General features: G+C 65.5%; 12 protein-coding genes and 1 tRNA gene. 4 read left to right on the top strand and 9 right to left on the bottom strand.

The features are described 5' to 3' along the window. Positions 1-91: 91 nt before the first annotated feature. Positions 92-586 (bottom strand): MmcB family DNA repair protein, encoded by a 495-nt coding sequence (locus FHW92_RS10555; RefSeq protein WP_168603212.1) that lies wholly within the window; start codon positions 584-586, stop codon positions 92-94. A gap of 28 nt (positions 587-614) precedes the next feature. Further along, a complete protein-coding gene (locus tag FHW92_RS10550) occupies positions 615-1007 on the bottom strand; it encodes a hypothetical protein (protein WP_168603211.1) in 393 nt (130 codons plus the stop codon). A gap of 120 nt (positions 1008-1127) precedes the next feature. Here FHW92_RS10550 and FHW92_RS10545 point away from each other — a divergent pair. Then, positions 1128-1204: transfer RNA gene (locus tag FHW92_RS10545), tRNA-Arg, on the top strand. A gap of 34 nt (positions 1205-1238) precedes the next feature. Here the strand turns inward: FHW92_RS10545 and FHW92_RS10540 are convergent. Then, the gene (locus FHW92_RS10540; RefSeq protein ID WP_168603210.1) at positions 1239-2708 is read right to left on the bottom strand and encodes an LTA synthase family protein; all 1470 of its coding nucleotides are present in this window, start codon (positions 2706-2708) and stop codon (positions 1239-1241) included. 342 nt (positions 2709-3050) lie between these two features. Between FHW92_RS10540 and FHW92_RS10535 the strand changes: the two genes are divergently transcribed. Continuing rightward, positions 3051-4232: a capsular biosynthesis protein gene (locus FHW92_RS10535; RefSeq protein WP_168603564.1), complete on the top strand. Its 1182-nt coding sequence runs from the start codon at positions 3051-3053 to the stop codon at positions 4230-4232. 3 nt (positions 4233-4235) lie between these two features. Here the strand turns inward: FHW92_RS10535 and FHW92_RS10530 are convergent, their stop codons facing one another. Further along, entirely contained in the window at positions 4236-5033 is a 798-nt protein-coding gene (locus FHW92_RS10530) for an SDR family NAD(P)-dependent oxidoreductase (protein WP_168603209.1), read from the bottom strand. Positions 5034-5231: 198 nt separating this feature from the next. Between FHW92_RS10530 and FHW92_RS10525 the strand changes: the two genes are divergently transcribed. After that, the gene (locus tag FHW92_RS10525) at positions 5232-5738 is read left to right on the top strand and encodes a sterol desaturase family protein (RefSeq protein ID WP_349237671.1); all 507 of its coding nucleotides are present in this window, start codon (positions 5232-5234) and stop codon (positions 5736-5738) included. A gap of 6 nt (positions 5739-5744) precedes the next feature. Here FHW92_RS10525 and FHW92_RS10520 read toward each other — a convergent pair whose 3' ends face one another. The 5 genes from FHW92_RS10520 to FHW92_RS10500 are packed head-to-tail and all read right to left on the bottom strand — an operon-like array spanning position 5745 to position 11029. Beyond that, positions 5745-6938: a glycosyltransferase family 1 protein gene (locus FHW92_RS10520; protein WP_168603207.1), complete on the bottom strand. Its 1194-nt coding sequence runs from the start codon at positions 6936-6938 to the stop codon at positions 5745-5747. Beyond that, a complete protein-coding gene (locus FHW92_RS10515; RefSeq protein ID WP_168603206.1) occupies positions 6935-8611 on the bottom strand; it encodes a beta-3-deoxy-D-manno-oct-2-ulosonic acid transferase in 1677 nt (558 codons plus the stop codon). Before FHW92_RS10515 ends, FHW92_RS10520 begins: the two co-directional genes overlap by 4 nt. Further along, a complete protein-coding gene (locus FHW92_RS10510; RefSeq protein ID WP_168603205.1) occupies positions 8593-9201 on the bottom strand; it encodes a histidine phosphatase family protein in 609 nt (202 codons plus the stop codon). The genes FHW92_RS10515 and FHW92_RS10510 overlap by 19 nt, the downstream gene beginning before the upstream one ends. A 24-nt stretch (positions 9202-9225) precedes the next feature. After that, positions 9226-10047, bottom strand: a complete 822-nt coding sequence (gene kdsB / locus FHW92_RS10505) for a 3-deoxy-manno-octulosonate cytidylyltransferase (RefSeq protein WP_246870058.1) — start codon at positions 10045-10047, stop codon at positions 9226-9228. Next, complete coding sequence (locus FHW92_RS10500; protein WP_168603203.1) at positions 10040-11029, bottom strand: KpsF/GutQ family sugar-phosphate isomerase; 990 nt, start codon at positions 11027-11029, stop codon at positions 10040-10042. The genes kdsB and FHW92_RS10500 overlap by 8 nt, the downstream gene beginning before the upstream one ends. 188 nt (positions 11030-11217) lie before the next feature. Here FHW92_RS10500 and kdsA point away from each other — a divergent pair, with 188 nt between their 5' ends. Then, complete coding sequence (gene kdsA, locus FHW92_RS10495) at positions 11218-12045, top strand: 3-deoxy-8-phosphooctulonate synthase (protein ID WP_168603202.1); 828 nt, start codon at positions 11218-11220, stop codon at positions 12043-12045. The last annotated feature ends 46 nt before the right edge of the window (positions 12046-12091 follow it).

Genomic DNA, 12091 nt, shown 5'->3' with positions numbered 1-12091 from the left:
CCCATTGGCTGAACCCAAAGCGCCACGCAGACAGTAACGGGAGCGCGAGGGACTAGTCCCTCGCATTCATCCTTCCTTCTTCAAACCCCGATCAAGCCCCACCCCACTGCCCGATCCTTGGATCCAACGCCACCGCCTGCCGCCGCAGGGCCGCCCGCGCCAACCGCTCCACCTCGACCTTGCGGCGCGCCGGGGCCAGCGGCATCAAAGGCGCGGGCCGCAGGATTTCGGCGTCATAGCCATCGGCCACAATCAGGCCACATTGGTCGGGGCGAAAGGCTTCGCTTTCCATGCAGGCGCGGTCGAGATGGCTGGCCAGCCCCCAGAAGAAGCGGTCGCAATGGTCGAGATAGTCGGTCCATTTGCCATCGCCCATCAGGTCGGCGCGGGCCACTTTGATTTCGACGATGATGACCTGTCCCTTGGCGTCGATGCCCATCAGGTCGGCCCGCCGCCCGTTGCGCAGCGGCATTTCGGCCATGCACCAGATATCGTTGCGGGCAAACAGGCGGGAAATTCCGCGCGCGACCGCCAGAGCATCGGCGGGCATGCCATCGGGAATCAGCGAATCAGGCGAAATATCCATCCCGCCATTCTAGGAACAGAAGGCGAACTTACAAGCCCTGATCGTCGCTTGCCGGGGCCAGCGCCAGCAAGCCGCGCCGTGCCGAGGTGAACTCCTGCCACAGCGCGCGCGCTGCGGGCACCACATCGCCGCCGCGTTCATGCACCGAGAGCAGCGCCGCCACGCCCGGCTCCATAATGGCGACCAAATCGCCGATGGATTGTTCGATCAGCCGCGCCCGGCGCGGATCGGCCCCGCGCAAACCGGTCGGAAAAGCCAGCAGCGCGGCCACTTCCTGCGCGGAATTTTCCCCGGCCAGTGCGGCAATCGCCCGCGCCGCTTCGCGCAGCGCGCCCCAGCGCATGCCCAGCGGATCGACATTGTCGTCAGGCAAAGCCCCCGATTGGGCCAGAGCATCGGAAGAGGAGGGCAAGGGTTCCATGAACCGCCATTATAAAACCTAGGCCTTGCCAAAAACCTAATACAGCAAACTTTTTTACCTTATAGCGAAAATCTCTGGCCACGACGGTCAAGCGCTGCTAACCGCGCAGACATTCGGTGCGCATCCGTAGCTCAGCTGGATAGAGTACTGCCCTCCGAAGGCAGGGGTCACAGGTTCGAATCCTGTCGGGTGCACCATTTCCCTTCATCGACGCGCTGAACGCCGGGACGATCAGTCCTTTCGCGCGCCCAGCACCACATCCAGCACGGCATGGTGCAATTGCGCCGGGGTCAGGTCGATGCGTTGATCCGATCCGCGCACATATTGCCCCTGTGCATCGAGGCGGACCATCACATAGGGCGTATGCCGCGCGCCGCCCGGCCGGGTCGCGCCGGGGATGCTGGGGCGATGGTCGCCGAAAAAGACCAGCATCGCCGGCCGCCCCGCCTGCGCCATCCGCTCGACCAGCGTGGCCAGCATGGCATCGCTGTTGCCGACCAGCCGCAGATAGCTGCGGACCAGATCGCGCTCGGCGCCTGCGGCCTCCTCGGGTGCCCATGGGCCGTGGTTTTCGATGGTCACGGCATAGATCATGGTCGGCCCGTCGGCCTGCGATGCCAGCGTGTGGATCGCATCGGCCATGGCCGCATCGGTGACATAGCGGCCGTCCTCGGGCCGGGGCGGGTCAAACCTTTCCTCGCCCACCAGTTCGTCAAAACCGGCTGCGGGCATGATCGCGTCGCGGCCGTAAAAGCGCATGTCATGCGGGTGGACAAAGAGGCTGCGCCAGTTGGCCGCCTGCAACCGCGCGGGCAGCGCATAGGATGCCTCGCCCAATGCGGTAAGGAAGGGGTCATAGCGGCGGAAACCGAGCACATCCTCGTCGCGCCCAAACAGCACACCATATTCGGTGCGCATCGTATAGGCGCCAAAGCCGCTGACCTCGAGGCGGCCCCATTGCCATGCCTGCGCCCGGGCGGCGGCTAGGCCGGGGAGGGCGAAATCGGGTTGGGCGGGATGGTCGGGGCTGAAGAGTTCATGCGGATCGGCAAAGGATTCACATTGGATGATGATCACCAATTCGGGGGCGTCATCATCGGGCGCATGTCGCGCCACGGAGGGGCAGGGGGCGGGGTCCTGACTCGCCCGCCACCGTCGCCAGTACAGCACCAGCACCGGCACCAGCCCATGGCGGCGGACATCGCCATGGGCATTGGGCATGGTGACAAGAGGACGACACGCCCGCAGGCTGAACGCCAGCACGACCAGCCCGCCCGCCAACAGCGCCGCACCCGCCAGATGCGGCGCCACCGTAGGATCGAACAGCCATACCAGCACCGCCACCAGCGCCAGCGCGATCAGCCCGACCGCCACCCTTTGCCATGGCCGGACGGCGGAAAGATAGAATTGCGGATGCCGGAACACCGCCCCGACGAGTGCCAGATCGGAAAAAAGCAACGGTTCACCCAGCATCGCATGTTTGGCGTTCGAGGCCAGCGCAAACAGGGCGGCCAGCGCCAGCACCAGCACCGCTGCAACCATAATGCTGCCGCTGAACATCAGAAACAGGCCGAACAGCGCGATTGTCGTCCAGCCCATCAGCCATAGGCCGATCAGGCTGCGCCCCGGCAGGCGAGGCCGGGGATGGACCAGCGCATCGAGCGCCATGACCATCACGAGCAAAGCTGCAAAGGTCAGCACCTCGGATATCGCCCTAAGCAGATCCTGTTCACCCCGTTGACCCCTTCAGGTCGATTTCCGTGCGCCTCATCACGCGGCCGGGCCATAGCCTGCTCTGTGGACAGTGTCATCAGGTCTCGTGTTTCAAATATAGATCTTTCCGAGTCTTGCCCGATACATGGGAGGGGACTAACGCCGGAGCAAAGAACAGGGGCAAGCGTGTCCCGGCCTTTCGCATTGCTGTTGGATGGAGCGTTTTTGCACATGCCAGATATTTCGGCCGCGTCCCCGGCTCTTGCCGAAACCGCGGAATACACCTGGTCGGGCGGCGCCAGGCGTCATGTGCTGCTGTTGCAGGGGCTGATGGGGCCGTTGTTCCGATGGCTGGGTCGCGGGCTGATGCGCGACGGACATAGCGTCCACAAGGTCAATTTCAACGGTGGCGACCGGGCGTTCTGGCGCCTGCCCAACGGCATGGATTATCGCGGCTCGCTGGAGGAGTGGCCCGGGGCGTTGCGGCGGCTGATAGGGGACAAGGGAATCACCGATGTGGTGCTTTTTGGCGATTGCCGTCCGCACCATCTGATCGCGCGACAGGTGTGTCAGGAGATGGGCATCCCCGTCCATGTGTTCGAGGAAGGCTATATCCGGCCCGATTGGGTGACGCTGGAGCTGGGCGGGGTCAATGGCCATTCCTCTTTGCCGCGCGATCCGGTGTGGTATCGTGAAACCGCCGCCGCTCTGCCGCCCGTTCCGCCCCATGCGCAGGTCCCTTCCTCGTTCCGCCGCCGGGCGACCGAGGGGCTGATCTACAACGTCGCCGATGTGTTTACCCGCTGGCGCTATCCCCACTGGAACAACCATCGGCCATGGCCGCCGCTGGTCGAGGGCATGGGGTGGCTGCGCAAGCTGCGTCAGGGCAAGGAAAAGCGCGCGCGTGGCGCGGAACTGATCGCCCGGCTGGAAACAAGCGACCAGCCCTATTTCATCTTTCCGCTCCAGCTTGATTCGGATGCCCAGATCCGCCTGCATTCGCCCTTTTCCGGCATTGCCGAGGCGCTCAAGCTGGTGCTGGGCTCTTTTGCGGCCCATGCGCCCGCCCATGCGCGGCTGGTGGTCAAAGAGCATCCGCTCGACAACGGAGTGCGCGACTGGCGGCAGGAAACCGCCAGGATTGCCGCGATGCTCGGCATTGCCGAAAGGGTCGATTACATGGACTGGGGCGACATTGTCCCTGTCACCCGGCGGGCGCAGGGCATGGTGACGATTAACAGCACCAGCGGCACCTTGGCGCTGGCCATGGGCGTCCCGGTGGTGGCGATGGGCAGCGCGGTCTATGACATTGCCGACATCACCTGTCAGGACGGGCTCGACGCTTTCTGGCAGAACCCCGTTGCACCTGACAAGGAAACCTTTGATGCGTTTCGCCGGGTGCTGATCGACCGCTGCCTGATCCCGGGCGGTTTCTTTTCCGAGGAAGCACTGGACAAGGTGGTTCGCCACGCGATTGCCAGGCTGGAAGGGCGGCCCCTGCTGCCCGAATGATCGCTACCACCCCGGCGGGGCGAGCGAGCGCAGCAGGCGGTCGCGCAGAAACCGGGGCAGCGCCCGGTCGAACAGGCGCAGCAGGGCAAAATGCCATGGGGTAACCAAATGCGCGCGCCCCATGCCCTTTCGGCCCGCCATGGCCGCACGCAGGATTCGCCTTGCCGCCTCCTCGGGCGAGAGCGGCATGGGGCGGGCGCCCGGTACCGCACGGCCCGCCGCCGTGTCGATAAAGCCCGGAGAGGCCAGTGTAACCGACACGCCATGGGGCCGCATGGCGATGCGCAGCGAATCGGTGAAACGCGACAGCCCCGCCTTGCTGCCCGCATAGGAGGCGGCAAAGGGCAGGGCGTGAAAGGCGGCGGCCGAGCTGATCAAAACCAGTCGGCCCTTGCTGTTGCGCCCCGCCATCCGCCCGGCGAGGGCCGCCGCCATGGCCGCCGGGGCGGTGAAATTAACCTGTATCAGCCGGGCGACCTGCGCGGGGTCCTCCACCAGCGCGCCCTGGGCCCGGATATCGCCAAGCCCGGAGGCGAAGATCGCCATATCAAACGGGCAGGCGTCATCCTCGGCCAGTAAAGCCGCGACCGCGCCCGCCACATCGGTCAGATCAAGCGAACGCACATTGACCAGCGCGCCTTGCGCCCTGCATTGCGCGGCAATGGCGGCCAGTTTTTCCCCATCGCGCCCCCAAAGCGAAAGTTGCGCCCCCGGTTGCGCCAGTTGCCGCGCCATCGCTTGACCCAGTTCACCCGAGGCGCCAGTAACAATTGTGCGGGTCGGATGAAGTCGATCAGTCATAAAGCTGTTTTACGTTCAATACCGTAGATTATAAAACCGTTTGCCGCTTACCCCTTGACAGCAATCACTCGGTGCTGTCCAGACTTGGGGGTAATGACCAGCCGAGATTCCAGCATGCAGCGTATCAGACTGTTTAGGAATGAACAGCTTGAGAAACTTACGGTTCTCTCACCGCTCGGATTCGCGATAATCTGGAGCGTGGCTTTGCCGTTTGTGCTCTGGGCGGCTTGGGGAACGGCCGCTCCGATGAAGGCGCTGGAGCTGTTTCTGGGCGGGCTGGTGGTGTGGTGCCTCTTTGAATATGTGATGCACCGCTATTTGTTCCATTGGGAAACCAATTGGGCTCCCGCGCGCTGGCTGGTGTTCCTGATCCACGGCAACCACCACAGCAGCCCGAATGACGACATGCGCAACCTGATGCCCCCGGTGATCAGCCTGCCTGCTTCGGCGCTGATCTGGTGGGGGTGCATGGCGCTGGTGGGTCACGGCGGGACGTGGCTGTTTCTGGGCTTCATCCTTGGCTATGTGGGCTACGACCTGCTGCATTTCGCCTGTCATCAATGGCCGATGCGCTCGCGGCTGGGCAAGGCGTTCAAGCGCCATCACATGCGCCACCACTATGTTGACGAGCATGGCAATTACGCGATCACCGCGATCTTCCTCGACTGGATCTTTCGCAGCCGGATCATCTCGCCGCGCGGTTGAGAGCGGTTAGCGCTGCAACCGGGCAATCGCCTCGGCAACGATCTCCATATGCCGGGCCCAGCTTGGATTGTGCCATGATGCCATGCGCTGTTGCTGCACCTGGTGCAGCGCGCCGCCGCCAGCATGGTCGAGGATAGCCGTCTTCCAGCCCGGCCCGTCCAGCGGATCGAGATAATCGGGCACATCTCCGCCCGCCTCGCGCAGGGCGGGCAGATCGCTGCACACCACCGGCGTGCCGACCGATAGCGCCTCGGCCACCGGCATGCCATAGCCCTCGGCAAAGGAGGGCAGCAGCAGCGCCCGCGCGCCCCGCAGCAGCCCGGCGATTTGCGTGTCGGGACAGCCGTTAAGCTCCTCAACATGGCCCTTCAGCGCGGGGCAGCGCTCGAGCATGTCGATCACCTGTTCGTTTTCCCAGCCGCGCCGCCCGATCACCACCAGCCGGGGCACCTGCGCGGGTGGAAGAGTCTCTGCCAGATGGCGCCAGAGATGGAGCAGCAGCAGGTGGTTCTTGCGCGGCTCGATCGTGCCGATGCAGACGAAATAGGGCCGCCCGTCCGCCCAGACCGCAGGCGGCGCCTCGGCCATGCTCTCGGTGCCCAATAGGGCGACATGCATGGCGATATCGCGCCCCGACCGCGCAATCCACGGGGCAAAGGACGCCCCGGTGGCGGCGGAATTGACGATCACCCCATCGGCCAGCGCGGCCACCGTGGCCATCCGTTTGCGGTGCAGATCGGCGCCGTTGGGGCGGGCATATTCGGGAAATTCGATGGGGATCAGATCGTGGATCATGCAGAGATAGCGCGCATTCTCGCGCGCCAGAATGCGGCGGATCAGATCCTGCCGGGTCAGATGATGGGGCGAGACCTGAACATAGACGCTTTTCCCGCCCGCCGGACGCACGCGTCTGGGCCAGAGCGCAGCCATCCACGGCAGACTCGAGATCACCGATTTTCGCGCGCCGCCGCTTTCCTCGCTCATCCAGCGCCGCTCCAGCTCATCGAGATAGGCCAGCGCCGCCTTGCGCAACAGGCGACCATAAAGACCGGTGGGATGTACGGCGGCAAAGGCCAGATCATCGCCATAATGAGCCAGCATCCCGCGGGCATAGGCCATCTCGACCCGGTCGACTCCCGAGGGCGTGGAATAATGCACCCGCGAAATCAGCCGGGAGATGTCCAGAATGACGGCGCTCATTTCGTGCCTCTCCGGTTCAGGCGAGCCATCAACTGCCCTTGCCAGCGGCGCAGCGGGGCGATCCATTCCAGACGGTTGCGCGCGCGGTCGCTGGCCATGCGGCCGACCAGCACTTCGGGCGGGCAGGGCAAGCCGGTGACCGGATCGAGATAGCGCGGATAGAGGATCAGCACGCCCGCGACCAGTTCGTCCAGCGCCAACGCCCGCCCGCGCCGGTCAGGCACCGCGCCCAGATCGCGCGTCAGGCCCCATCCGGCATAGAAGGGCGTGCCATGGCACGTCACATCCCGCCCGCGCATCAATGCCTCAAATCCGGTCAGCGAGGTCAGCACATGGACCCCATCGACCGTATCGAGCAGCGGCGCCATGCCCCCACCCCGCGCGATCCGGTCGGCCAGTTGCAGCACTTCGCCATCGGGCACGGCGCCCTTGCGATGACCCGCATCGACATCGGGGTGCGGGCGGAACCAGATCTCGGCGTCGGGTTCGAGCGCGCGCGCCCGGCGCAGCAATTCCAGATTCGAACGCAAACCGCCGCCGCCCGCGATCACCGACATGTCATCCTCGACCTGTCCGGGCACCAGCACCAATCGCCGCGCCCCGCGCCGGGGGGCATTTTCAGCGGTACCGGCGGCATATTTGCTGATCCCGGCCGCGACGATGGTTTCGCGCAAGGAGCGGGCGCGCTCGAGCAGTTCGGGGGAAAAAGCGGTCCGGGCCAGAATCGCTTCCAGATCGCTGGGCCGCGACGGGTCGAAATGGATGCCGCCCCGGTCAACCACGATCGAGGAGGGCGGCACGAGATTGCTGCCCAGCCCCACCGAGCGGACAAAGCCATCCTCGACCCTGACCAGCGGCACGCCCTGCGCCTTGGCCTCGGCCAGCAGGACGGGCGACACGCGCGAGGGCCAGATCGCCACCGCTCCGCCCCGGCGCCGGGCCGTGGTCAGGGCGCGGCGCGGGCTGGACACCATGCGCAGATTGTCCGCGCTCGACCACAGGAAACGTCGGATTTCGGCGCGTTTCCACCATGCCATGCCGCTGGCCACGACAATGCCGCGATTGGCCTCGATGATGCGCCGCCATTCCGCCAGAAGGTCGATGGTGGCCTCCAGCGTGGAAGGGCTGCCGGTAAAGGGATCGCGATAGTGCGCCGATGTCAGGGCGCGAAAGGCATGGCGGTCGAGCGCGGCATCGTCCTCGCCCGGCGTGCCAAAGCGGCCCGGCGACAGCACGCACACCGGCACCCCGGCGATGCGGGCCAGCGCGACCCATTCGTCATCGCCATGGGCCAGCAATTGTCCGGCCCCGGCCAACGCCGACCAAGGATCGACAGCCGCGCGCCATTCGCCGCCTTCGCGCTCGGTCCGGCGGGCCAGCGCCTGACGCAAGGCGCGCGCCGGCGAGGCGGCGACCCACAGGGCTGGGGAGGCGGGCGCCAAGGCGGCAACCTCTGCGGCATCGCGCGGGCGCGCGACCATCGCGGCCGGGCCGGGCAGCCCGACGGGCGCGTCCCAGAAGGCTCCGCCGACCCGCGCCGCGCGCAGGCGGGCGAAAAGGGCTGCGGGATCGCCATCTGCGGCCTCGACACCGTCAAGGGTCACATGGATGGGCCCCACCCCCGGAAAAGGCGGCGCGCGCAGCAAAGGCGCGGTCACGGCCTCTGCCCCCATGCGGCGATTTCCAATTGCCCGCGCGCATCGCGGCGCAGCAGGCCATAGGCGCCGGTGGGCAGTTTGAGGCCGGGAATGTCCCGCATCGCCGCCTGCAACGCCGGATCGGCCAGCAGCGCGAAACGCGCAGCGCCATTGCTGGTGACCAGCAGGATCGGGCCATCGGCGGGGGGCGAGGCAAAAAGCGCCCGCCATCCGCTCAGCCGCTGTTCGGCATCGACCCGCCAGTCCGGCGGGGGCAGGGCGTGCGCATCCCATGCCGCAAGCGCATCATGGCCGATTCTGCCCAGAACTGTCGCTTCGTCCTTGTCCTCGTCCGGCCCATGGTCGATTTCGGCCAGCCAGTCGCATGACTCGGGCACAGGGATGTCGCTTTGCGCCGCCACAATCGCCTGAGCCGTGGCGCGGGTGCGCAGCAGGGGCGAGGTCAGCACGCGGGAAAAGCGCCAACCCAGCGCCGCGAAATGGGCGCCCAGCGCCTCGGCCTGCGCCTGACCTTGCGCGGTCAGCGGCAGATCGGTGCGCGCGCCGATGCGGCGCGGCGGCTCTCCGGCGGCAAAAGTGTTTCCGTGGCGGACGATAACAAACATCCCTGCGCGCTTAACCGATTCGGATCAGGCGGGAAAGGGATCACCCAGCCGGGCAATCGCTTCCTCGGCCCATTGCACATCGGCGGGCGTGTCGATGCCGGACAGGGCATGGTCGGGCGCGGTCACCTCGAATGTGTCGATGGTCCGCCCGCCTTCGAGAAAGCGGAGCTGTTCGAGCCCCTCGAGCACTTCATAAGGTGTGGGCGCACAGGCCGCGAACCAGTCGAGCGCGGCCATGCGATAGCCGTAAAGCCCCAGATGCTGCCACACGGGCGAGAGATCGCCCGCCGCGCGCAGGGCCTCCTCGTTGCGGATGGCCGGGATGATCGTCTTGGAAAACCACAAGGCCCGCCCATCGGGTCCGCGCGCGCAGGTGGTGCCGCTGAAAGGCGCGGTCAGCTTGTGCCAGCGCAGCCGATCGAGCCGCGCCCAGTCGAGCCGATAGACCGGCGTGGCCACATCGGCCTGCCCTTCGCGCAGGGTGCGGATGAGGCCCGCAACAATGGCAGGCGAGATGAAGGGGGCGTCACCCTGAAGATTGATGACAAGTCCCGGCGTCCGGGCCTGTTGATGCGCGGCGGCGCAGGCGCGGGCCGAACCGGAATCAAGCGAGGCGGGCGTCATCGCCGCCGCCACGCCCAGCGTCCTCGCATGATCGGCGATGCGCGCATCATCGGTGGCCACGACCAGTTCGCAATGGCCCGCCTGCGCTGCGGCCACACGCGCCACCCCCACCACCCGTTCGAGCAGCGTGCGCCCGGCGATCATCATCAACGGCTTGCCCGGCAGCCGGGTCGAGCCATAACGCGCCGGGATAACGATCAGATCAGGCCCCAGATCAGGCAACGCCGGTCCTGACAATGTCGTGGATATGGACGATGCCCACCAGTCGTCCGTCATCCTCGACAACGAACAGCACCGAGATGGCGCTTTCGTTGAGGATGCGCAGCGCATCGGCGCAAAGCGTGTCGGGATGGGCCATCACGGGGTTGGGCGACATATGCTTGCCGATCTGGTCCTGCAGATCATAGACCGCGATGCAGCGGCGCAGGTCGCCATCGGTAAAGGCCCCCACCAGCCGCCCATCGCAATCGACAACAGCGGTGCAGCCATAGCGCTTGCGGCTCATTTCGATCGTGGCGCTCACCAGCGTGGCGTCGCGATAGACGCGGGGAACGGCATCGTCCACGCCCATGATATCGGCCACGCGGGCCAGTTGCGCGCCCAGTTTGCCGCCCGGGTGAAAGACGTGGAAATCCGAGGAGGTGAAACCCCGCGCCTCAATCAACGCTACCGCCAGCACATCGCCCAGCACCAGTTGCAGCGTGGTCGAGGATGTCGGCGCCAGATTGTTAGGACACGCCTCGCGCACCATGGGCAGTTGGAGGCAGATATTGGCGGCGCGGCCCGCAGTGCTGTCGGGATGAGCGGTCGCCACGATCAGCGTGAGGCCAAAACGGTGACAATATTGGAAGATATCGACCAGTTCGGCCGTCTCGCCCGACCAGGTGATGGCCAGCACCACGTCATGTTCGGTGATAACGCCCAGATCGCCATGGCTGGCCTCGCCGGGGTGCAGGAACAGCGCCGGCGTGCCGGTCGAACGCAGGGTTGCGGCGATCTTGCGGCCGATATGTCCGCTTTTGCCCATGCCGCTGACAATGACGCGGCCCTTGGTAAAGGCCATGGCCTGAATCGCAGCATCGACCGACTTGCTTAATTCGGGAGACTGCAGCGCGGATTTGAACGTTTCGAGAGCCTGTAACTCGATATCCAGAGTTTTGAGCGCCGAGGCGGCATGTCGAGCCTGAAATATTTGAGCGGTCATAGGCATCCCTGATGGCATATAGGTGCTAAACTGTACAAGCCCGACAGACTTCGTAAGTATTGAAAACAGTGGGGGATTGCCAGCCCTTTCGTTCTCCGCCAAGGAGTGGCTCATCGCGAGGGAAACGCGGTTCGTCGCAGGATATCGTTGATAAACTGGTATATTCAGTAATTTAAGGTTGAAGCATCATGCGCCTTTGCGGACACGAGATCGGCCACGCCACGCCACTTTTCGTCATTTGCGGCCCCTGTGTGATTGAGAGCGAGGCGATGACCCTGTCGATCGCGCAAACGCTGGCCGATATGGCACGGCGCCTTGGCATGATGTTGATTTTCAAGAGTTCGTTCGACAAGGCAAATCGCAGTTCCGACCGCTCGTTTCGCGGGCTGGGCATGGATGAGGGGCTGCGCATCCTTGAAAAGGTGCGGGCCGAAACCGGCCTGCCGGTGCTGACCGATGTGCATGAGCCGCATCAGGTGAGCGCGGTCGCCTCGGTGGTTGACGTGTTGCAAACGCCCGCCTTTCTGGCGCGCCAGACCGATTTTATCGCCGCCGTGGCCGCCTCGGGCAAGCCGGTGAACATCAAGAAGGCGCAGTTCATGGCGCCCGGCGATATGGTGCAGGTGGTGGCCAAGGCGCGCAATGCGGCCGCTGCGGCCGGGCATGACCCGGACAATTTCCTGCTGTGCGAGCGGGGCGCTTCGTTTGGTTACAACAACCTCGTTTCCGATATGCGCTCGCTGGCGATCATGGCCCAGACAGGATGCCCGGTGGTGTTCGATGCAACCCATTCGGTGCAACTGCCCGGCGGTCTGGGCGAAAGCTCGGGCGGTCAGCGTGAATATGTGCCGCTTCTGGCACGGGCTGCGGTGGCGGCGGGCGTATCCGGCCTGTTTATGGAAACCCACCCGGACCCGGACAAGGCCCTTTCCGATGGCCCGAACGCGGTGCGGCTGGATCAGGTCGAGGCGCTGTTGCGCAAGCTGCAGGCGATCGATGCGGTGGTGAAGGGGTGAGGGCCAGAGGGCGGGCGGCGAGCCGCGCTCCCTTGGCCGGACGGCC

Origin of the sequence: Novosphingobium sp. SG707, assembly GCF_012275515.1 — a bacterium.
Lineage (GTDB): Bacteria > Pseudomonadota > Alphaproteobacteria > Sphingomonadales > Sphingomonadaceae > Novosphingobium.
This window is presented reverse-complemented; position numbering and strand designations above follow the sequence as displayed.

Coding starts and splice junctions, on each gene's coding strand:
- FHW92_RS10555 (WP_168603212.1), bottom strand. CDS start 586: ATGGATATTTCGCCTGATTCGCTGATTCCCGATGGCATGCCCGCCGAT.
- FHW92_RS10550 (WP_168603211.1), bottom strand. CDS start 1,007: ATGGAACCCTTGCCCTCCTCTTCCGATGCTCTGGCCCAATCGGGGGCT.
- FHW92_RS10535 (WP_168603564.1), top strand. CDS start 3,051: ATGGGGCCGTTGTTCCGATGGCTGGGTCGCGGGCTGATGCGCGACGGA.
- FHW92_RS10530 (WP_168603209.1), bottom strand. CDS start 5,033: ATGACTGATCGACTTCATCCGACCCGCACAATTGTTACTGGCGCCTCG.
- FHW92_RS10520 (WP_168603207.1), bottom strand. CDS start 6,938: ATGAGCGCCGTCATTCTGGACATCTCCCGGCTGATTTCGCGGGTGCAT.
- FHW92_RS10515 (WP_168603206.1), bottom strand. CDS start 8,611: ATGGGGGCAGAGGCCGTGACCGCGCCTTTGCTGCGCGCGCCGCCTTTT.
- FHW92_RS10510 (WP_168603205.1), bottom strand. CDS start 9,201: ATGTTTGTTATCGTCCGCCACGGAAACACTTTTGCCGCCGGAGAGCCG.
- FHW92_RS10500 (WP_168603203.1), bottom strand. CDS start 11,029: ATGACCGCTCAAATATTTCAGGCTCGACATGCCGCCTCGGCGCTCAAA.
- kdsA (WP_168603202.1), top strand. CDS start 11,218: ATGCGCCTTTGCGGACACGAGATCGGCCACGCCACGCCACTTTTCGTC.